Source organism: uncultured Mesonia sp., assembly GCA_947499595.1.
Classification (GTDB): Bacteria; Bacteroidota; Bacteroidia; order Flavobacteriales; family Flavobacteriaceae; genus Mesonia; species Mesonia sediminis.
The window spans coordinates 33,007-52,500 of sequence record CANMOY010000012.1; the positions used below are offsets into that span (position 1 = coordinate 33,007).

A 19,494-nucleotide genomic window follows, 5' to 3' on the forward strand; every position below is an offset into this window, starting at 1 on the left:
TTCAGAATAAACTACGAGTATACAAAAATTACACTAATTTTGCCTTTTTCTTTATAGATAAATTCATGATAGATAAGAATCTCCTTGCCCATTTAGAAAGTTTTTTAACGCCAGAAAGGTTACAACGATTTCAAGAAGTATTGGCACAGCGTACCAATTATTTCACAGTGGCTACAGAAGATGTTTACCAATTACATAATACCAGTGCTGTTATAAGAAGTTGCGATGTTTTTGGTTTACAAAACATTCATATTGTTGAAGAAAGAAATAAAAAGAGAATTGATAGAGAGATTGCAATGGGTGCTCAAAAATGGGTTAAAGTAAATCGATACAATCAAGTAACTGATTGTATTACTCGTTTAAAGCAAGATGGATATCAAATTATAGCTACTACACCACATAACGACGCTTGTTTATTACCCGATTTTAACATAGATAAACCTGCTGCATTTTTCTTTGGTACCGAGAAAGCTGGCCTAAGTGATGAAGTAATGCAAAAAGCCGATGGATTCTTAAAAATTCCTATGGCTGGTTTTACAGAGAGTTTAAATATTTCGGTTTCGGCGGCTATCATTTTGCAGAGTGTAACCAGTGCGATTAAACGCAAGGAAATTGACTGGAGGCTCACTCCAGAGGAACAATTAGAAACGCGTATGCTATGGGCTAGCAATAGTATAAAAAGCAGCGAAAAAATTATAGAAAAATACCTACGTCAAATAAAAACAGAATAACTAATTTCTGTTTAAAACCTTGTATTCTTCATAGCAGCTACTAATGGCTTCAAGAATTTGAAGGTCATTAGCGGTTTTGATAAACTGCTTAGAGTAATTGCATTTTTGTAAAATTTCATCAATATCTACTCGCCTTACTTGCAACAGAGCACTTAAAGTTTCGCGATTAAATTTATCTTGCAGCAAGTTTCTGATTTCATCATCTTGCTTCATTTTGCGTAATTTACGCATTTGCTTAGGTTTTTTTCCAAAGACATTATAAAGCAAATCAGCCGGATTGGTAATGGCTTGTAGGGTCTTAGCAAAGGCACCCGGAGTGTTATTTCCTGCTTCATACCCATAATCAAGTCCAGATATACTATACCTGGAATCTTCGTATATAGGTATATTTTTGGCATCTATTTCTAGAAACCCCGTAAGTTTTAATGGAGAGAGTGTAACCTCTTCTAAAGCAATAGCTATTTCAGTCATTTTAACCTTTACATCGCCAAAACGAGTCCAGTCATTGGTTACCTTTACTTGAATAGATTTAAAGCCCAAGAAACTAAAATACAGGGTATCGTTTACTCGAGCTTTTATTTCAAAATATCCTTCCTTGTTGGTAGTAGTGCCCTTTACCTCATTAAGGTTGATGATATTTACATTGTCAAGCGGTACATCATTAGCTGCGTTTAGCACCTTTCCTTTTATGGTTTGTAAAGAATCTTTTTGCGCTCGCACCGTATAAAAAGAGGTAGCCAGCAGTAAAAAGAGTATATAACGTACAGCTTGGGGCTTCATTTTACTACTTTTTGTAAAGTAAATAAATTATTTTTTATTACGTCTTCTATTTACAGAACTTTTAATATTTGCAGAACGTTTACCGCCAGCGTTTCTAGGTTTTGATCGTCTTGAAGACCTTTTTTGATCATCTCCTCGATCGTCAAACTTTTTTCTTCCTCCTTTGCGTTCACCGCGTTTACGCTTAAATTTATCGGGTCTTCCTTCGTTAGCTTTTGTTACTTCGGCGTTAATTGCTCTGCCTTGATAGCTAAATTCTTTAAAGATACTCAATACCTTTTCAACTTCGGCAGTATCGGTATTAAAGAAAGAAAAGTTATTTTTCACATCTACACGTGAAACAGCATCTCTACCTAAATCGAGTTGTTCTTTCAAGAAATCCTTCAAGGACATCCAGTCAAAACCATCTTTTTCACCTACGTTTATAAAGAAGCGAGTGCTAAATCCATTATCTTCGGCAGCGTGATCTCCAGGCTTAGGCGAATTTATGGTATTTGCATTTTTATAGTAATTATGGAAACGTGTAAATTCTACACTAAAAACCTTTTTTATAATCTCTTCTTTAGAGAAATCCGCTAAAAGCGCCTCAATTTGAGGTAGGTACTCTTCAATCTCGTGATTAATAGTGGTGTTTTTGATGTCTTTTGCTAAATGCAATAACTGTACTTGGCAAATCTCCTCTCCGCTAGGTACTTCTTTTCGCTCAAAAGATTGTTTTATTATGCGCTCAATACTTTTAATTTTACGCATTTCACTTTTGGTGATAATTACCATGGACGTCCCTTTTTTACCCGCTCTACCTGTTCGCCCACTTCGGTGTGTGTACGTTTCTACTTCATCAGGAAGTTGGTAATTAATTACATGGGTAATGTCGTCTACATCTATCCCTCGTGCGGCCACATCGGTAGCTACAAGCATTTGTATTTGTCTACTTCTAAAGCTGCGCATAACCAAATCTCTTTGATTCTGACTTAAATCTCCGTGTAAAGCGGCGGCGTTATAACCGTCTTCTATCAGTTTTTCGGCAACTTTTTGTGTATCTCTTTTGGTTCGGCAAAAGATTACCGAGAATATATCTGGGTGTGCATCTGCCAATCTTTTTAGGGCAGCATAACGATCTCTTGCCCCTACTAAAAAGTACTCATGGTTTACATTTTTAGAACCTTCATTTTTGGTTCCTACGGTAATTTCTACCGGTTTGTGCATAAATTTAGATGCAATGGTAGCAACTTCTTTTGGCATAGTTGCACTAAACAACCAGGTTTTCTTCTCTTTAGGCGTGTGCGATAAAATGTCGGTTATATCTTCGTAAAAACCCATGTTTAGCATTTCATCAGCCTCATCTAGTATACAGTAGTCTATGGTAGAAATATCAATCATTCTTCTGCCTACCATATCCTTCATTCGACCCGGAGTGGCAACAATGATTTGCGCACCACGTTTAATCTGGTTAGCTTGTTCGCTTATGCTGGCTCCTCCATAAATAGCTACGGTAGATAAACCTTTAACATATTTAGAGTAGTTTTTTAATTCGTTGGTAATTTGCAAACAAAGTTCGCGTGTTGGCGATAAAATTAAGCCTTGTGTTTTTTTTGAGTTTGCGTTTATACGCTGGATAAGTGGAAAACCAAAGGCGGCGGTTTTTCCAGTTCCTGTTTGAGCAAGTGCCACTAAATCGGTATCTTGTTCTAATAAAATAGGTATAGCTTTCTCTTGTACTTCACTTGGGCTTTCAAAACCCATATCATTTACAGCATTCACTATTTGGACATCAAGCCCTAATTCTTCAAATTTGTTCATATAGTATAAATAAGCTGCAAAGGTACGTAAAGTTTTTTTAGCAAATCTATTTTTATTATATTAAGGAGCTAAAGTTAGATTTTAATCTCAAGTAATTGATAGTCAAATTGTTTGGCTCTATTTTCATTGTTAATTAAATTTTAGTTTTTTAATTAGCTTTTAGCTTAGCCTTAATCCATAAGCTAAATACTAGGATGCACTTGTGCTTTTTTATATTTTTAAGGTCAAATTTAGATCTATGATACACCAAAAAGTTATTCAACTACTTCTAGTTTTATTGTTTTTCAACGGATTTGCTTTCGGTCAAACCGATAACTTTTCAGTAAAAGAAAATTATAATAAACAAGAAGTGCAAATTACCATGCGCGATGGTATAAAATTGCATACGAGCATTTACATGCCCAAAGATACTTCTAGAAAATACCCCATTCTTTTACAGCGAACTCCTTATAGCTGTAGGCCTTACGGGGAAGAGAATTTTCCTAGAAAAATAGGACCCAATAAAAAAATGATGCAAGCGGGTTATATAGTGGTTTATCAAGATGTGAGGGGTAGATGGATGAGCGAAGGTAGCTATGATAATATGCGTCCTTTTATTCCGAAAAAAAAGAAAAACCAAATTGATGAAGCATCAGATACTTATGATACCATTGAATGGTTGGTAAATAATGTGCCTAATAATAACGGGCGCGTGGGTACTTGGGGCATATCCTACCCTGGATTTTACGCCACTTATTCTTTATTAGCGAATCACCCTGCTCTTAAAGCTGTTTCACCTCAGGCTTGTATAGGCGATTTCTTCTTTGATGATTTTCATCACAACGGAGCTTATATGCTTAGTTATTGGATGGCCACAGCCTTGTTTGGTGAGCAGCACGATGGTCCTACTCAAAAGGCTTGGTACAATTTTCCTAAACCCGATACTCCAGATGCGTATCAATTTTATTTAGATCATACACCGTTAAGTAAGCTAGATCCTTATTACAAAGATAATTTCTTTTGGCAGCAACTTAAAGAACACCCTAATTATGATTCTTTTTGGCAAAAAAGAGGCATCATTCAGCATTTAAAAAGTCAAAAAATAAAACCCGCAGTAATGACTGTCGGCGGACTTTTTGATGCAGAAGATTTGTATGGCCCTTTTAATACTTATAAAACTATTGAGGCTCATCAAAAAAATAAGAATACCTTGGTTTTTGGTCCTTGGAGTCACGGTGGTTGGGCGAGTACTAAAAAACGTCAAGCTGTGGGGGAAGTTTTTTTCGGTGAAAACATTAGTCAGTTTTTTCAAGAAGAGGTTGAGACGCAATTTTTTGAGCAACATTTAAAAACCGATAACAAAAAAAGAAATTCCTTACCAGAAGCTTTAGTTTATGACACCGGATTAAAAAAATGGGATAGTTTAAGCGCTTGGCCGCCAAAACAAACTAAAAAAATGCAATTTTATCTTGCCGATAAAAATCAGTTGAGCACAAACCCAAAAGCCGAAAAAAAGCATCGCTTTATAAGCGATCCCATGAAACCTGTGCCGTATACAGAAAATTTGAACTTTAGATTTACACCTCGTCCTTATATGACAGGTGACCAGCGTTTTGCCGCCAAAAGACCAGATGTATTGGTCTTTGAAACCGATGTATTACAAGAAGAATTAAAATTAAGCGGTGAAATTATGGCTAAACTAAAAGTGGCGACAACAGGTAGCGCTGCCGATTGGGTGGTTAAAATAATTGATGTTCACCCTCCAGAGGCCAAGAATCATAAAGAGAACAATAAGGCCAGACCCATGGGCAATTACCATATGATGGTGAGAAGTGAAGTTCTGAGAGGTCGTTTTAGAAATAGTTTCGCCAAGCCAGAACCCTTTGTGCCTCATAAAAAAACAGATGTAAATTTTGTAATTCAAGACATTAACCACACTTTTAAACCTGGTCATAAGTTACAAATACAAGTTCAGAGCACTTGGTTTCCACTGATAGATATCAACCCGCAAAACTATGTAGAGAATATTTTCAAGGCCAAAGAAAGCGATTTCGAAGCTCAAGAGCATACGGTTTTTGGAGATTCTTATATTGAATTTGATTATATACCTCAAACAAATAAGGCCGAGTAAGCCTAAAGATTGAGAAATATCAGAATTCTATAGGCAATTTTTTTAAAAGATAGGATTTCAAGTATAAATCAAATAACTTTGATCTTATGACAAACAAAATAAAACATATCGCTGTGCTCACTTCTGGTGGTGATTCGCCCGGAATGAATGCCGCTATAAGGGCGGTTTCTCGGGCTTGTGCCTTTCATGAAATTAAATGTACAGGAGTCTATCGTGGCTATCAAGGTCTTATCGAAGGAGACTTTAAGGAGCTAGGTCCGCGAACGGTAAAAAATCTTATAAATAGGGGAGGAACCTTCTTAAAGTCGGCTCGATCTAAAGCATTTATGACTAGAGAAGGTAGAAATCAAGCTTTTGAGCATTTAAAGAATAATTCTATTGATGCGCTGGTGGTAATAGGTGGAGATGGAACCTTTAAAGGAGCCGAAGTTTTTGGCAATGAATTTCAATTTCCTATTGTGGGCGTACCTGGAACTATAGATAACGATATTCGCGGTACAGACCATACCATAGGCTACGATACAGCTTTGAATACCGTAGTAGAGGCAATAGATAAAATAAGAGATACTGCCAATTCGCACAATCGTTTGTTCCTTGTTGAAGTAATGGGGCGCAATGCGGGTGATATTGCTTTAAACGCTGGGATAGGAGCAGGGGCAGAAGAAATTTTAATACCCGAAGAGAATTTAGGAAAAGAGCGCCTACTAGAATCGTTGAAACGCAGTAGAAAATCTGGTAAAACCTCTAGTATTATCGTCGTAGCGGAAGGAGATCAAATTGGAAAAAACATTTTTGAATTAGCCGATTATATCGATACTAATTTAGATTCTTATGAAGTAAAAGTGACCGTTTTAGGGCATATTCAGCGTGGAGGTTCACCTAGTTGTTATGATCGGGTATTGGCCAGCAGGTTAGGAATCGGCGCGGTTGATGCTTTAATCAATCAGCATAAAGCGGTAATGGTAGGAATTGCTCATAAGAAAATTGTGAATGTTCCTTTTGAGCAGGCGCTAGCAGGAAGTAATGAAATTGATACCGATTTGTTACGAGTAGCCGATATAACATCCATATAATAACATCAATCTAATAATAAAAATATGAAGAAAATTAAAATAGCTATAAATGGCTTTGGTAGAATAGGAAGATTGGCTTTTAGAATTGCCAGTAAAAATGATGCCTTTGAGGTAGTGGCAATAAATGATTTGGTTGATGTAAATCATTTAGCTTATTTATTAAAATACGATTCTGTACACGGCAGATTTGACGCTGAAGTTTCTACCAAAAATGGAGATTTGGTGGTAGACGGTAAACAAATCCGGGTAACCGCAGAAAAAAATCCTGAAAATTTAAAATGGAATGAGGTCAATGCTCAATTGGTTTTAGATTGTACCGGTTTATTTAAAACAGTAGAAAGTGCTAGTGCGCACCTAAGCGCTGGTGCTCAAAAAGTACTTATCTCGGCACCATCTAAAGATGCTCCTATGTTTGTTATGGGCGTTAATCACAAGGATATGCATGCAGATCAAAAAGTAATTAGTAATGCCTCGTGTACAACAAATTGCTTGGCGCCATTAGCAAAAATTGTGAATGATCATTTTGGTTTGGAAGAAGGGCTAATGACTACCGTGCATGCTTCGACCACCTCACAGTCTGTAGTTGATTCTCCATCTCGTAAAAACTATAGAATAGGGCGCAGTGCCTTAAATAATATTATTCCTACTACAACAGGAGCGGCCATAGCGGTTACAAAAGTAGTACCCGAATTAAAAGGTAAATTAACGGGTATGGCTTTTAGAGTACCTACACCCAACGTATCGGTAGTAGATTTAACCCTTAAAACAAAAAAATCAACTAGTTTAGAAGAAATTAGAAAAGTATTTAAACACCAGGCCGAAAATGATTTGAAAGGCATTTTGGGCTATACCGAAGAAGAATTGGTGTCACAAGATTTTGTGTCTGAACCAAACATCTGCGTTTTTGATGCCAATGCTAGTATGGAATTAAATGATAACTTTTTTAAGTTAATTGCCTGGTATGATAATGAGTATGGCTATGCCAGTAAGTTAGTCGATTTGGCCGAATATAGCGCAAGTTTAAAATGATTTTAATAGCTGATAGCGGATCGACCAAATGCGATTGGGCATTATTAGATTACCATAAGAATACAGTACTAAAAACCAATACGGCAGGATTAAACCCTGCCGTATTAAGTGTGTCGCAACTTCAAACTATAATATTAGAAAATGAGAAAGTGTTGGCTCATGCTTCACAAATTCAAGACGTATATTTTTATGGTACTGGGTGCAGCACAAAAGAACCAAAAGCTATTGTTGAGCACTGTTTGCAAACCGCATTTAAACAGGCTAAAATACACGTAAGGGAAGATATGTTTGGCGCTTGTTTGGCGGTGACTAATGCCCCAGGAGTAGTTTGTATTTTGGGGACCGGATCTAATTCTTGTTTTTTTGATGGTAATAAAGTGGATTTACCTTTTTTGGCACTTGGTTATACTTTGATGGATGAAGCCGGTGGTAGTTATTTTGGTAAGCAACTTTTGCGGGATTATTTTTACAAGAGAATGCCCGAAAAACTAAAAATATATTTTGAAAATAGGTTTGAGCTAAATCCAGATATCCTTAAAAACAAATTGTATAAAGAAGAAGCACCTAATGTTTATTTAGCTCAGTTTTCTAAGTTTATTTATGAATACTACAGCCAAGAAAAACCTTATTTTAAATCGCTATTAGAAAACGGTTTTAATCTTTTTATCGACAATCGCTTATTACCCGATGAACGCACGCGCAGTTACCCCGTGCATTTTATTGGTTCAATAGCTTATTTTTTTAAAGAAATCCTTGTAGATTGCTTAAAAAATAAGAATTTAGCCCCTGGAAAAATTATTAGGCATCCTATTGATGGTCTTATTGATTTTCATAAACAAAATATGTGATGGCATTAATTGCAAAAAATCCTACAGAAACAAAAGCTTGGGCGCAACTACAAGCCCACTTCGAGAAAATTGAGACAGCCGAAATGTTGACTTGGTTTAAGCAGGATCCTAAACGAGTAGAGCAGCTCAGTTTAGAATGGGAGGATTTTTATCTGGATTTTTCAAAAAATAGAATTGATGAAAAAACAGTTGAGCTGTTGCTTGATTTAGCGCATGAGATGCAATTAGAGCAAGCTATTCAAGCGCAATTTAATGGAGAAAAAATCAATCAAACAGAGAATAGAGCGGTATGGCATACTGCCTTGCGTGCAGCAGAAAAACCTAAAGAAGTGCAGCAAAATCTGGAGCAAATAAAAATTTTTTCAGAAAAACTAATTACGGGAGAAAAAAAAGGGTACTCCGGAAAGGCTTTTACAGATATTGTAAATATTGGAATTGGAGGAAGTGATTTAGGTCCAAAAATGGTAGTGGAAGCATTGCAATATTATAAAAATCATTTACAAACACATTTTATTTCAAATATTGATAGCGATCATACAGCAGAGCTTTTTAAAAAAATAAATCCAGAAACAACCCTTTTTATCGTGGTAAGCAAAAGCTTTGGCACTCAAGAAACCCTTGTAAATGCTTCTACTATAAGATCATGGTTTGTAGAACAAGCGAGCCAAGAAGCAGTTGAGCATCATTTTGTAGCAGTATCCAGTAATCTTAAAGCTGTTCAAGATTTTGGAATTTTACCAGAAAACACTTTTCCTATGTGGGATTGGGTGGGAGGTCGTTTTTCGTTATGGAGTTCCGTTGGACTTTCTATTGCCTGTGCGCTAGGATATAAAAACTTTACTGATTTGTTGGCTGGAGCTCAAAAAATGGACTCGCATTTTTCGCAAGCACCTTTTAGGCAAAATATTCCAGTTTTAATGGGCTTGATAAGTGTATGGTATAATAATTTTTTTAAAACCGAAACTGAAGCCGTAGTGCCTTATTCTACTTATTTAGAGAAATTGATTCCCTACTTGCAACAGGCCGTTATGGAAAGCAACGGAAAACAAACCGATCGATTTGGAGAACCAGTGAATTATCAAACTGGTACCATTGTTTGGGGAGCAGTAGGAAGCAATGCACAGCACGCTTTTTTTCAGTTACTACATCAGGGAACCAAGTTAATTCCTTTAGATTTGATTGGTTTTAAGAAACCTTTACATCCCAATAAAGAGCATCACGGTATTTTAATGGCAAATTTCTTTGCTCAAAGTCAGGCCTTATTAACTGGGAAAAGCGCCGAAGAGGTTGAAAAAGAAATAGCCGGATTCACACCAGATCTTAAAAAACGTCAAGCAGCTTACAAGCTTTTTAAGGGGAATAAACCTAGTACGAGTATTTTAATAAATAAGCTCACCCCAAGTTCAATGGGTAAGCTCTTAGCGATGTATGAACATAAAATATTTGTTCAGGGAGTAATTTGGAATATTTTTAGTTATGATCAATGGGGTGTTGAGCTGGGAAAACAATTGGCAAAAAAAATTATACCACAACTTAAAGAGAAAGAAATAAATCAGCAACTAGATGCTTCAACGCAAAAGCTATTAAAAGAATTTTTAAGCTAAACCATTATTCTTGATAAACTTTTTTTCCCAACCAAAAAACTTGAGTTATATATCCCATTTGAGTTTTATGTTTGCGCAATCTTGGTGAGATAAAGTAACCAATGCACAAAGCAATTATTAAGTTGTAGGTCGGTTCTAATTCAGAATAGTAATCTAATAGAAAATAAATTCCCCCAAAAAGCAATCCGAAGATGATATTTTTTACTAAACTGATTTTGATAAAGCTAGACATGCTATATTTTTAAGCAAATGTAATAAAAATTATTTCCAGAACATATCTTCGGTATTTTCAACAAAATCGGTTGATTGATGTAGTTCTGCGACTTGGTTGAGTTGTTTGGGGGTGGCTCTGTTTTGAATTTCCATAAATAGCTCCCTTTCTTCGAAGCGTATATGAGCGTCTAAAAGGTCTTTAAAGGCTAGTAAACTTGAAGCTTCTGCCTGTAGATTTATGACTTTCGTGTAAATTTCTTCATGTTGTTCTAATGCCTTTTTTCTTAGCGGATTGCTTTCGGGTAATAAAGGAAATAATAAACGTTCTTCTTCTTCAAAATGAGGAATGAGATGGTTTTTCCAGAACCAGTTCACATACGTTAGTATACGATTAGGGTCTATATTTTTATTTAAACCTGTTTTAATTTTCCATCCTAATAACAACCCAAAATGATGTTCTCTACTAAAATCTCGTATTTGTTCTACTCTTTTTAAAGGTGGCATAATTAATTGTTTTCTAGATATTCCTTAAGAACTTTCGCGTGGTTCGATTGGGTGTTTTTAGCTCCGTAAAGCAAACAAATTTGATGCTTTTCTCGTTTTTTATTAAGTTCTATTATGACCTCCTCATGATTCTCACTCAGCTCTTTTTGGTATTTTTTACTGAATTCTTCGAAACGATCATCTCTGTGGTCAAACCATTTTCTTAAATCTGGAGATGGAGCAATTTCCTTGAGCCATTCGTCAAGCTCAGCATCTTCCTTACTTATGCCTCTGGGCCAAATTTTATCAATTAAAACCCTATAGCCATCTTGTTGGTTGGGCGATTCATAAATGCGTTTGACAATTATACGTTTCATACCTTAAATATAGACAACGAATTTTAGAGTAGCTATCTTTTTATCGATATTTCCTGGTATTATAAAGAAAGGCTCTTATAGTTGTCTTATCGAATTGGTTTTAAAAACAGATTTATTAGTATAACTTAATAAGCTATTAGGTGTCACTATAAATTTTTACAACCTTCATTTGCTAAAATTGAATTAGAAATTCGTGCTAACTTATACCTCTTTGTTTTTAAATTTATAATACGGCCAAATGATAAAAAGTTAAGAGAATGCTGCTTAAAACACTTATGATGAGAAGATTAAACACCCAGCTTTTGTTGAGATTAGATAGTACCGCCGCGTTATAGCCCATACAAACACTTGTGATCCAGAAAAGTTCTACCATTTCAATTGCTCGGCTGCCACTATTAAGTATAAGCAATGCTGCGACAGAACCCAAACAGCTAGAAGCAATAATGCCTAAAGTGGCGTGCATATAATAACCTCCTTTAAACTCTTCATAAAATTTTTTATAAACACTCATAGTATTAAATTTTATACAAAAATAAGAAGGGGAGTCGCCACTAATTTATGACTGTAATCATAAGTGTTTTATCGATATACTTTTCGATTAATTATTTTAACCTCGTTTTTTTGTTCTAGCTCTTTAAGCGTTCTTATGACCGTCTCAACTCTGAGTCCGGTTAAATCGGCAATGTTTTGCCTGGTAAGATCTGTTTTATAACCAAATGGGGTGGTTATATTATTAACTTCTTGCTTTAAATAATCAAGAATTTTTAAAATTCTATTTTCAGGACTTTGCTGTGCCAATTCCGCTGCCATTAAGGCTTTGTAGTGTAAACGTTTGGCAATAGCCTGACTTACCCTAAGATGCGTATCAGGTTTTTGACGAAGTAATTCATAAAAAGCTGATTTAGGAAGCCGCCAGATAAGCGAATTTTTTATTGCTATTGCATTGGCAGGATATACAATATCGGCAAATAAAGGGGGCTCACCAAAACTTCTAGGCGCCGAAAAAATAGCTTGAATAAACTCCTTACCATCTGGCTGGTAATTATTCATTTTAACCTCTCCAGAAGCAATTTGAAAATAAAATAAAGCTGGTTGGTCTTGTTTAAAAATATATTCCTCCTTGGCATAAAATCTTTTTTCAGCTCCAAAATCAATTAAACTTGACTCTTCAATCATAACTTTTTATTTACTTTTTAAAAGTACAACACTTTTTCGTTAAAGCAAGCTTGACTTTTTGGCTTTAGATTTATCCGTTTTAGCATTGGAAAGGTTTGTTTTGAAATGGAAATCTTTCAATAAAAGAATGTTTTCCTATTAAATTGACCTTAATAATTTTTTATTTTAAGTATAAATACCTAGTTTATAGTACGCTAGCTTTTTGTCTTGAAATTACTAAGAAAAAGCCTGGTAAAAGTTTGGTAAGAACATATTAAGACTCTATATTTGCAATCGCAATTTAGGTTGCAACGTTCATACATATTGGAGAGGTGGCAGAGTGGTAATGCAGCAGCCTGCTAAGCTGTCATCCTTTTTGGATGCCCGGGTTCGAATCCCGGTCTCTCCGCAAAAAAAATGTTTGTGAGTTTAAAAAATAGTTTTATATTTGCAAACCCAAATACACCACTCGGGGTGTAGCGTAGCCCGGTCATCGCGCCTGCTTTGGGAGCAGGAGGTCGCAGGTTCGAATCCTGCCACCCCGACTTTTCATATTTATAAATAATTATAAATAGCACTAAAAAGACCTGTAAGTCATTGATTTACAGGTCTTTTCTGTTTTGGTGAAGTTAAGAACTTTCTATTTAGTAATAAATAGAAAGTGACCTATTCGGTTACCTATTCGGTTACCTATTCGGTTACCTATTCGGTTACCTATTCGGTTACCTATTCGGTTACCTATTCGGTTACCCATTCGGTTACCTATTCGGTTACCTATTCGGTTACCTATTCGGTTACCCATTCGGTTACCCATTCGGTTACCCATTCGGTTACCCATTCGGTTACCTATTCGGTTACCTATTCGGTTACCCATTCGGTTACCTATTCGGTTACCTCTTTTTGATTTATTTTTAAAGATGCCATTTGTGCCAAACAACTTAAAATCAAAAAACAACAACTTTCTATTTATCAAAAAATCTATATATTTACAATTGAATTAAAAATAGGCCGACTTTCCATTCAACCTATTTCTATAAATTCTTTTGCTTGTTTTGAGACTTTTCGATTAATCCTCTAATCGAAAAAGTTATGTTACCAAAAGTCACCACCTTAGCCTGGGTTAAAAAGGCAAAACCAGACTCTTTAAATCAAGTTCCGATTTATTTAAGAATCACCAAAAATCGAAAAAGAGTAGAGATCAGCTTAGGGATTAAAATTAAGCTAGAACAATGGAACGCCAAAGCTCAAAAAGCGAAAGGCAATTCTATAGATTCGCGAAAAATCAATAATGCAATCGATAAAGCCAAATCTAAAATTGCAACAATCTGTGAGGAAATTGAGCGCCAAGGCGAATTTCTCACACCAATACTGGTTAAGAATATATACCTTGGTCTTGATGTAAAATATGAAACACTCAATCAGCTTATAAACTACCATCAGCAAAAAATGAAAGCGACTTTGAAGAAAGGAACGCTTAAAAACTATTACACTACCCAAAGGTATCTAAACGAGTTTGTGAGGCTAAAACACAAATCTACAGATGTCTATATCAAACAAGTCAATTATAAGTTTATGATTGATTTTGAAGATTTCCTGAGAGAGCAGGATGGCCTAAACAACAATGGCTTGATGAAGCATCTTGAAAGGCTAAAGAAGCTCATTAATTTTGCAGAGGATTTAGAGTGGATTGAAAAGAATACGGTCAAACGCTTCAAGCTAAGGTTCGATCAAGTTGATAAAGGTTACCTTACTAAAGCCGATCTTGCCAAGCTCATTAATGCAGAATTTGAAAATGACACTTTAGAAGTTGTTAAAGATGTTTTTCTTTTTGCTTGTCATACGGGTCTTGCTTATTCCGATTTAAAGAAACTTTCTAAAAATGAAATAACTTTAGGAATTGATGGTAAGAAATGGATTTATACACGCCGACAGAAAACAAATACTTCCTTAAGAATTCCGCTTTTAGAATTGCCTCTGCAAATTATTCAGAAGTATAAAGATCATCCGCGCGTTTGTAAAACCGATAATTTACTACCGGTCTTTACCAACCAACGAATGAATAAATACCTCAAGCAAATTGCTGAAGAGCTCAACATTAAACAAGCCTTAACTTCACATATCGCTAGACATACTTTTGCGACAACGGTCACTTTGTCTAATGGTGTTCCCATTGAAACAGTCTCTAAACTTTTAGGTCATACCAAGCTTTCTACTACTCAAATCTATGCTAGAATCGTTGATACAAAGGTCGCTGATGATTTGAGATGCCTAGATTCAACCCATAAATCAAGAAAAACCATAAGTCGTTAGGGGGTGTATTTATTTAGTGCAAATGTTATTTAATAATATATATTTACAAATATTTATGTTAATTATACATTTTGCAATGGATTATCAGTTAATAATCGATTCTTTTCACGAGGAATTAAGTCAGATCCAGAAAAATTCGAAAGAAATTGAGAGTGAAGCAATCAAGGTTTTATCCATGTCTAAGGAATATCTTGTCAAGCTTAAGAAAAACTATTATTTAGATAAAGACAAATCTGTTCTAAAACGAACAAGATTCTTTAGGTATTTAAAACCGAATATAACGCAGCATATTTATTTTTATAAGAAAGTAAGAAACTTCGAACTGGAGCTTTTAGGTAAATCAGCTGCAAAAGCAAATAAAATCTATGCTAAACAATTAAAGAAAATAGATAAGTTTTATGATAAACACAAAGAGTTTGTTTTCGACCTAAGATACAATCCCGATAAAGTGGATGAGCTATATTTTACCGGCAAAAGATTGATGGCTACAAAAAATGAAAAGTATGTAAAGTCTATTTCATATGACTTTTATGAATGCTCCTATAGCGGTATTTATGCGGAGAGCCTGGCAATAGAAAAATTTAAATCTTATCTACATAAAAGGCAACATCAAAAACAATTTGAAAAAATACAAATAGCAAACCTCGAAGTGAAACATCCTTGGACCGCTAGTACAACCGATATTGTCGAACTCGCTTACGCGCTTTATTATTCAAAAGCAATTAATAACGGCGATACCACCATTAAGGAAATTATCCAAGCCCTGTCCGCGGCTTTTCACGTCAAACTTCCTAAAAATTACTACCAAACCATTGATGATATTAAAAACCGAAAAGACCTTACAAAATTCATCAATAAGCTTGAATTCGCGCTGAAAAACAATTTATAAGCCTACTTAAATGTTAAATTTTCACCCGATATACACCTGATATCGGGTGATTTGTTGCTGCTTCCTGCTGATTTTTACTCTTGGAAAGTCTCAAAACAAGTATTAATCAAAATCAAACACTATGAACGCAGAAATTGTAACAACAAAACACTTAACAGATCTGAAAAATGATCTTCTCAAGAAGTTAAACGAAATTGAGCTCAATCAGAAAAAAGGGATTAAAAAACGCTGGCTAAGAACCGAAGAAGCAGCGGAGTACCTCAACATTTCTAAACCTACTTTGCTGAATTACAGAGTGAATAATGTCATTCCTTCTAGTAAGATTGGTGGCTCGTATTATTATGATGTTGAGCAAATTGATAAACTTTTAACCGATAATAAAATTTAGTCTCATGAACTACATCGAACACCTCAACCAGGCGTTCCGGAAGATTCATGAGGATACCAGGCTCAGGCCCACGCATATTTCACTTTACATGGCCCTGTTTCAGTTTGCCAATGCAAGCAGATTCAAAACCGAATTCCAAGCAGGGCGAGAGGAGCTTATGCAGTATTCAAAAATAGGTTCTACAAAAACCTATTACAAATGCCTGAACGAACTTCAGAAGTGGAATTACATCCGCTATTATCCGTCCAAGAACGTCTATCAAAGCAGTCGCTTTAGCTTAGGTAATTTTTACCCAAAAGCTAAACAAGCGGTAAACAAGCAGGAAACAAGTGGTAAACATGTACTACCACCATTTATAAACATATATAAACTATATAAAGATTATAAATCTTATAAACAGCTTAAGCTGAATTTTAAAAATGAAGTCATCCACTTTTTTAAAAAAGAAGATCAATCAAGCAAGCTTGATTTAATAATGGAGGCAGAAAAGTTTATCGCGTATTATGAGAAGCTTAATTGGAACATAGCAGGGGTAAAACCAATCACAAATTGGCAACCCCTGGCTAAGAAGTGGCTGACCTCGGCCAAAGGTTTTCAGCAGTTTAATCAAAAAGGTATCGATAATAATCATCAACTCAACCAAAACAAAATGTACAATGAACCACTCTAATCCTATAGGTAAACTTATTAAGGCGGCCAATAACCAAGAGTTTTGCCTTGCCATAAAACACGATAATCATTTTCATTATAGCCTAAAACAAGTGGTTGCTTTCTTAACCGCGAAAGGCAAAGAACGCTTTGGGAGCCATTTTAAAATTCATTCATCCGATTACGAACTGATTTACAAACTCTGCGTACTTATGATCCAAGATAAGCGCAACGCCAAAAGGTTACACCTCAACCTCAACAAAGGTGTTTTGCTATCTGGCCCCGTTGGGGTGGGTAAAACTTCGCTTATGCAGCTTATGCCAGAAATATGCTACCAAAAACCCGAATACCAAATGGTAACGGCGCGCGAAATTACCTTCGCTTATAATGAACATGGGAGTAAGATCATCTCTCAATACGGCAATCAAAAGACCTATTGCTTTGATGATCTCGGCCTAGAGCCAACGGGTCGTTTCTATGGTAAAGATACAAACGTAATGGCTGAGGTGCTGCTTAGCAGACACGAGTTTTATTCCAACCACAGAACTAAACCTAAGTTTTTTACAAAGAGAATGACGCATATTACCACCAACCTAAACGCTAGTGAAATAGAAGAGCGCTACGGCAAACGCGTGCGATCAAAGCTCAGAGAAATGCTCAACCTCATCGCATTTCATCCCCATACCCAAGACAAAAGATAATTATTAGCCAACTACTAAAATCAAATAAAATGATACAGATTTCAATCAAAACCGAATTAAAAAAACAAGTCATTTATAACAATCCACAACATTTTTGGAGCTGGTTCCGCCAGCATATATACATGGTTCAAAACTACCCCTCTCAAAGTGCAATAAAGGAATTTATGAACGCTTTTAATTTACATCTTAACTATTACTGCAAAGATTTGTCCTTTACCGTTAGTTTTGTAAATGAGCAAATTTTTATAAATTTTTATGCCAGAGGAAACCCAATTTTTATAGAAGCTATTGTAGCTTTAGTTCAAAAAGCACCAAAGTTAGAAGGACTTGAAATTACTGCCTTTGAAGAAGCCGATATTTCAGCAGATGATATCAAAAACGACTCCATTAGCATCAAAACAAATAATATAAAATTCCAGTTCGCTGAGCTTACTTATTTTATAAATGAATTTTGTGAAGAATCAAGAAGTTATGCCGTAATGATATACTGCCCAGAATATGTCTTTATCCAAGATACAGCAAGCCTTATCAATCAAATTTATGAACACTTAGTTCGTTTTTTAGGAGAGCAATTCATTTACCAGAAAATACTTGATTTCAGTTTTGTGAAATCACCATTTCCAGGGGTAGGGGAGCCAATAGCATATTTAAAACAAGACCTTGAAAACGGTATCACCTGCTTCTTAAATACGCACAAAACCTAGCGATATTTGATAAATACCACGGTATATATTAAAATATATAGAAAAAGTTATATATTTTTGGGAATACAAACAAATTGCTCTTACTGGTGCTCGATTTTAAAGTGTTCTCCTTGACTTAAAATTTAAGTCAATCTCGACAGGCTACTCGTGAACCTAATGGATTTCCCCTCTAATAACCTTATTGGGCATTTTCCAATAAAAAGTTTTATTAAAAGTGTATATTTGAGTTGATATAACGAGTTGGCAGTAATTTGAAAAATAAAATACACACATATTTATCATTGTTATTTCTGCTCATTTTGATAAGTTGTGGTGGACTGAAAAATAATTCAAATTCTGAAAATAACAATTTAGAAATAATCAGTCAAAAAATTGAAAGCATCGATTCTTTAAACATTCAAATTGTTTACAAAGAATTAAACGGCTGCATAGATTTAAGAATTGGCAGAATAAATATAAAAACAAATGATGAAAAGTTTGTTTTTAGTCATATACCCACTGGAGAAAAAGCAAACATTGAGTATTTCTATGGAAAAAACAATGGATTAATTGATTTCATTATTGATTTTGAAAAAAAAGGTAAAGACTCAAAATTAATATGTGGTGGAATTTCTGGTGGAACAATGTATGAAGTTAATTTAAAAATAAATGATGAAAAAACAAAATTTGGATTTTGTAGAGTAGAATTCGACGGAATAAACAAATTGATAAACCAAATTGAAACACTGAAACAAAAAAACTAATGCCAACCCCCGCTGCTGCGCGATTGCATCGCGTTGCGTGCCTCATAAACTAAGTCTGCCTAGATAGGTTAATGCTAAACCTAGTAGATTTTTCTCCCAAAACCTTGTTACACTTTATCCAATAAAAAATTGTATTAAAAGTGTATATTTGAGATGATATAACGAGTTGGCAAACAGTTAAAAAAAAATGACTTTTGAAAAAATAATCATAATCCTCGGACTTTTAATCGGAATTTTTCTTTTTAAAAAAACCAAACCTGATTATTTAAAAGCAATTTTAATCGGACTGATTTTAGTTTTCGTCCTGACTTTTTTCCCGCAAAAACTTCCGACAAACATTTCATTCTACAGCTTTGGATTGCTGACTTTCATTTTCACAATTCTCAGCGGATTAAAAAAGAAATGGTTTAATTTGATAATCGGATTTTTTGCATTCATTTCTTTTGTTTCCGCAGCACTTGAATTTCCATACGCAAACGAATTAAAATTACTAATGATAATCCCGATAATAAGCTATTTTTGGACTTTAAAAAAATTGATTATTTATAAAAACGCTCTTTCGATTTCTACAATTTTAGTTGCTTATGAACTGACGGAATTTTTAAAAATGACAATAAAATGGTTTAGCGGATAAAAAAACCGATTTGCCAACATCGGCTATAAAAAATAGCTGCTGAGTTTCTAAACCGAAAGTTTTTGTACATTTAAAAAATCTTTGGCTACTCCGACAAGTTTGCGCTGGTTTTTCCGCTACTTTCCATAGCCAGAACCGTCAGACTGTCTCAAAACCATGCCATCATTGCAGTCTTTTTTTAAGGGTATATTTTTAAATTTTTTTATCTTTAAAAATGGAATATCAACAAGGAGAAGACCGGGAGCAATTAACTTTATACAGCACTTGTTTAGAC

The 19,494-nt window shown here is 35.0% G+C and carries 22 protein-coding genes and 2 tRNA genes; 16 read left to right on the forward strand and 8 right to left on the reverse strand.

All coding sequences use genetic code 11. The features are described 5' to 3' along the window. The first annotated feature begins 65 nt into the window (after positions 1–65). Positions 66–731, forward strand: coding sequence for a TrmH family RNA methyltransferase (locus ACH2AZ_RS11675; RefSeq protein ID WP_394907988.1), 666 nt, complete (start codon positions 66–68; stop codon positions 729–731). Here the strand turns inward: ACH2AZ_RS11675 and ACH2AZ_RS11680 are convergent, their stop codons facing one another. Next, positions 732–1,511: a carboxypeptidase-like regulatory domain-containing protein gene (locus ACH2AZ_RS11680; RefSeq protein ID WP_394907989.1), complete on the reverse strand. Its 780-nt coding sequence runs from the start codon at positions 1,509–1,511 to the stop codon at positions 732–734. A 27-nt stretch (positions 1,512–1,538) separates the two neighbouring features. Next, positions 1,539–3,311: a DEAD/DEAH box helicase gene (locus tag ACH2AZ_RS11685; protein WP_394907990.1), complete on the reverse strand. Its 1,773-nt coding sequence runs from the start codon at positions 3,309–3,311 to the stop codon at positions 1,539–1,541. A 238-nt stretch (positions 3,312–3,549) separates the two neighbouring features. Here ACH2AZ_RS11685 and ACH2AZ_RS11690 point away from each other — a divergent pair, with 238 nt between their 5' ends. The 5 genes from ACH2AZ_RS11690 (at position 3,550) to pgi (ending at position 9,975) form a co-directional block, all read left to right on the forward strand. Beyond that, the gene (locus tag ACH2AZ_RS11690; protein ID WP_394907991.1) at positions 3,550–5,421 is read left to right on the forward strand and encodes a CocE/NonD family hydrolase; all 1,872 of its coding nucleotides are present in this window, start codon (positions 3,550–3,552) and stop codon (positions 5,419–5,421) included. A gap of 86 nt (positions 5,422–5,507) precedes the next feature. Beyond that, positions 5,508–6,494 (forward strand): 6-phosphofructokinase, encoded by a 987-nt coding sequence (gene pfkA / locus ACH2AZ_RS11695; protein WP_394907992.1) that lies wholly within the window; start codon positions 5,508–5,510, stop codon positions 6,492–6,494. Positions 6,495–6,518: 24 nt separating this feature from the next. Beyond that, positions 6,519–7,523 (forward strand): type I glyceraldehyde-3-phosphate dehydrogenase, encoded by a 1,005-nt coding sequence (gap, locus tag ACH2AZ_RS11700; RefSeq protein ID WP_394907993.1) that lies wholly within the window; start codon positions 6,519–6,521, stop codon positions 7,521–7,523. After that, the gene (locus ACH2AZ_RS11705; RefSeq protein WP_394907994.1) at positions 7,520–8,371 is read left to right on the forward strand and encodes an N-acetylglucosamine kinase; all 852 of its coding nucleotides are present in this window, start codon (positions 7,520–7,522) and stop codon (positions 8,369–8,371) included. The genes gap and ACH2AZ_RS11705 overlap by 4 nt, the downstream gene beginning before the upstream one ends. Further along, positions 8,371–9,975, forward strand: coding sequence for a glucose-6-phosphate isomerase (pgi, locus tag ACH2AZ_RS11710; protein ID WP_394907995.1), 1,605 nt, complete (start codon positions 8,371–8,373; stop codon positions 9,973–9,975). The genes ACH2AZ_RS11705 and pgi overlap by 1 nt, the downstream gene beginning before the upstream one ends. Positions 9,976–9,979: 4 nt before the next feature. Here pgi and ACH2AZ_RS11715 read toward each other — a convergent pair whose 3' ends face one another. The 5 genes from ACH2AZ_RS11715 to ACH2AZ_RS11735 form a co-directional block, all read right to left on the reverse strand. Then, positions 9,980–10,207 carry a hypothetical protein gene (locus ACH2AZ_RS11715; protein ID WP_379045262.1) on the reverse strand — a complete coding sequence of 76 codons (228 nt, stop codon included), beginning with the start codon at positions 10,205–10,207 and terminating at the stop codon, positions 9,980–9,982. Between the two features lie 29 nt (positions 10,208–10,236). Then, entirely contained in the window at positions 10,237–10,692 is a 456-nt protein-coding gene (locus ACH2AZ_RS11720; protein WP_394907996.1) for a hemerythrin domain-containing protein, read from the reverse strand. A 2-nt stretch (positions 10,693–10,694) separates the two neighbouring features. Continuing rightward, a complete protein-coding gene (locus ACH2AZ_RS11725) occupies positions 10,695–11,048 on the reverse strand; it encodes a DUF488 domain-containing protein (protein ID WP_394907997.1) in 354 nt (117 codons plus the stop codon). 223 nt (positions 11,049–11,271) lie between these two features. Continuing rightward, the gene (locus ACH2AZ_RS11730) at positions 11,272–11,559 is read right to left on the reverse strand and encodes a hypothetical protein (protein ID WP_379045253.1); all 288 of its coding nucleotides are present in this window, start codon (positions 11,557–11,559) and stop codon (positions 11,272–11,274) included. A 68-nt stretch (positions 11,560–11,627) separates the two neighbouring features. Continuing rightward, positions 11,628–12,224, reverse strand: coding sequence for a Crp/Fnr family transcriptional regulator (locus ACH2AZ_RS11735; RefSeq protein WP_394907998.1), 597 nt, complete (start codon positions 12,222–12,224; stop codon positions 11,628–11,630). Positions 12,225–12,529: 305 nt separating this feature from the next. On the opposite strand from ACH2AZ_RS11735, the gene ACH2AZ_RS11740 reads away from it, so the two are divergent. Both ACH2AZ_RS11740 and ACH2AZ_RS11745 read left to right on the forward strand, forming a co-directional pair. Continuing rightward, positions 12,530–12,612 (forward strand) — tRNA-Ser (locus ACH2AZ_RS11740). Between the two features lie 61 nt (positions 12,613–12,673). Next, positions 12,674–12,748 (forward strand) — tRNA-Pro (locus ACH2AZ_RS11745). A gap of 95 nt (positions 12,749–12,843) precedes the next feature. Here the strand turns inward: ACH2AZ_RS11745 and ACH2AZ_RS11750 are convergent. Further along, positions 12,844–13,176, reverse strand: a complete 333-nt coding sequence (locus ACH2AZ_RS11750; RefSeq protein ID WP_394907999.1) for a hypothetical protein — start codon at positions 13,174–13,176, stop codon at positions 12,844–12,846. 116 nt (positions 13,177–13,292) lie between these two features. Here ACH2AZ_RS11750 and ACH2AZ_RS11755 point away from each other — a divergent pair, with 116 nt between their 5' ends. The 8 genes from ACH2AZ_RS11755 (at position 13,293) to ACH2AZ_RS11790 (ending at position 19,220) form a co-directional block, all read left to right on the forward strand. Further along, on the forward strand, positions 13,293–14,513 hold the full coding sequence (locus ACH2AZ_RS11755; protein WP_394908000.1) for a site-specific integrase: 1,221 nt from the start codon (positions 13,293–13,295) through the stop codon (positions 14,511–14,513). Positions 14,514–14,589: 76 nt separating this feature from the next. Continuing rightward, entirely contained in the window at positions 14,590–15,402 is an 813-nt protein-coding gene (locus ACH2AZ_RS11760) for an RteC domain-containing protein (RefSeq protein ID WP_394908001.1), read from the forward strand. 121 nt (positions 15,403–15,523) lie between these two features. Further along, positions 15,524–15,790: a helix-turn-helix domain-containing protein gene (locus tag ACH2AZ_RS11765; protein ID WP_394908002.1), complete on the forward strand. Its 267-nt coding sequence runs from the start codon at positions 15,524–15,526 to the stop codon at positions 15,788–15,790. A gap of 4 nt (positions 15,791–15,794) precedes the next feature. Beyond that, positions 15,795–16,460 (forward strand): hypothetical protein, encoded by a 666-nt coding sequence (locus ACH2AZ_RS11770; RefSeq protein ID WP_394908003.1) that lies wholly within the window; start codon positions 15,795–15,797, stop codon positions 16,458–16,460. Further along, the gene (locus ACH2AZ_RS11775) at positions 16,447–17,139 is read left to right on the forward strand and encodes an ATPase (protein ID WP_394908004.1); all 693 of its coding nucleotides are present in this window, start codon (positions 16,447–16,449) and stop codon (positions 17,137–17,139) included. The genes ACH2AZ_RS11770 and ACH2AZ_RS11775 overlap by 14 nt, the downstream gene beginning before the upstream one ends. A 29-nt stretch (positions 17,140–17,168) precedes the next feature. Next, positions 17,169–17,843, forward strand: a complete 675-nt coding sequence (locus tag ACH2AZ_RS11780; RefSeq protein WP_394908005.1) for a hypothetical protein — start codon at positions 17,169–17,171, stop codon at positions 17,841–17,843. Between the two features lie 251 nt (positions 17,844–18,094). Continuing rightward, positions 18,095–18,586, forward strand: coding sequence for a hypothetical protein (locus ACH2AZ_RS11785; protein WP_394908006.1), 492 nt, complete (start codon positions 18,095–18,097; stop codon positions 18,584–18,586). 187 nt (positions 18,587–18,773) lie between these two features. Further along, positions 18,774–19,220, forward strand: a complete 447-nt coding sequence (locus ACH2AZ_RS11790; RefSeq protein ID WP_394908007.1) for a hypothetical protein — start codon at positions 18,774–18,776, stop codon at positions 19,218–19,220. Positions 19,221–19,494: the final 274 nt, after the last annotated feature.

What these genes read in the sequence shown, in the direction of transcription:
- ACH2AZ_RS11720 (WP_394907996.1), bottom strand. Translation starts at nt 10,692, where the DNA reads ATGCCACCTTTAAAAAGAGTAGAACAAATACGAGATTTTAGTAGAGAA.
- ACH2AZ_RS11765 (WP_394908002.1), top strand. Translation starts at nt 15,524, where the DNA reads ATGAACGCAGAAATTGTAACAACAAAACACTTAACAGATCTGAAAAAT.
- gap (WP_394907993.1), top strand. Translation starts at nt 6,519, where the DNA reads ATGAAGAAAATTAAAATAGCTATAAATGGCTTTGGTAGAATAGGAAGA.
- pgi (WP_394907995.1), top strand. Translation starts at nt 8,371, where the DNA reads ATGGCATTAATTGCAAAAAATCCTACAGAAACAAAAGCTTGGGCGCAA.
- ACH2AZ_RS11735 (WP_394907998.1), bottom strand. Translation starts at nt 12,224, where the DNA reads ATGATTGAAGAGTCAAGTTTAATTGATTTTGGAGCTGAAAAAAGATTT.
- ACH2AZ_RS11755 (WP_394908000.1), top strand. Translation starts at nt 13,293, where the DNA reads ATGTTACCAAAAGTCACCACCTTAGCCTGGGTTAAAAAGGCAAAACCA.
- ACH2AZ_RS11760 (WP_394908001.1), top strand. Translation starts at nt 14,590, where the DNA reads ATGGATTATCAGTTAATAATCGATTCTTTTCACGAGGAATTAAGTCAG.
- ACH2AZ_RS11685 (WP_394907990.1), bottom strand. Translation starts at nt 3,311, where the DNA reads ATGAACAAATTTGAAGAATTAGGGCTTGATGTCCAAATAGTGAATGCT.
- ACH2AZ_RS11705 (WP_394907994.1), top strand. Translation starts at nt 7,520, where the DNA reads ATGATTTTAATAGCTGATAGCGGATCGACCAAATGCGATTGGGCATTA.
- pfkA (WP_394907992.1), top strand. Translation starts at nt 5,508, where the DNA reads ATGACAAACAAAATAAAACATATCGCTGTGCTCACTTCTGGTGGTGAT.
- ACH2AZ_RS11780 (WP_394908005.1), top strand. Translation starts at nt 17,169, where the DNA reads ATGATACAGATTTCAATCAAAACCGAATTAAAAAAACAAGTCATTTAT.
- ACH2AZ_RS11725 (WP_394907997.1), bottom strand. Translation starts at nt 11,048, where the DNA reads ATGAAACGTATAATTGTCAAACGCATTTATGAATCGCCCAACCAACAA.
- ACH2AZ_RS11730 (WP_379045253.1), bottom strand. Translation starts at nt 11,559, where the DNA reads ATGAGTGTTTATAAAAAATTTTATGAAGAGTTTAAAGGAGGTTATTAT.
- ACH2AZ_RS11770 (WP_394908003.1), top strand. Translation starts at nt 15,795, where the DNA reads ATGAACTACATCGAACACCTCAACCAGGCGTTCCGGAAGATTCATGAG.
- ACH2AZ_RS11790 (WP_394908007.1), top strand. Translation starts at nt 18,774, where the DNA reads ATGACTTTTGAAAAAATAATCATAATCCTCGGACTTTTAATCGGAATT.
- ACH2AZ_RS11775 (WP_394908004.1), top strand. Translation starts at nt 16,447, where the DNA reads ATGAACCACTCTAATCCTATAGGTAAACTTATTAAGGCGGCCAATAAC.
- ACH2AZ_RS11690 (WP_394907991.1), top strand. Translation starts at nt 3,550, where the DNA reads ATGATACACCAAAAAGTTATTCAACTACTTCTAGTTTTATTGTTTTTC.
- ACH2AZ_RS11680 (WP_394907989.1), bottom strand. Translation starts at nt 1,511, where the DNA reads ATGAAGCCCCAAGCTGTACGTTATATACTCTTTTTACTGCTGGCTACC.
- ACH2AZ_RS11715 (WP_379045262.1), bottom strand. Translation starts at nt 10,207, where the DNA reads ATGTCTAGCTTTATCAAAATCAGTTTAGTAAAAAATATCATCTTCGGA.
- ACH2AZ_RS11675 (WP_394907988.1), top strand. Translation starts at nt 66, where the DNA reads ATGATAGATAAGAATCTCCTTGCCCATTTAGAAAGTTTTTTAACGCCA.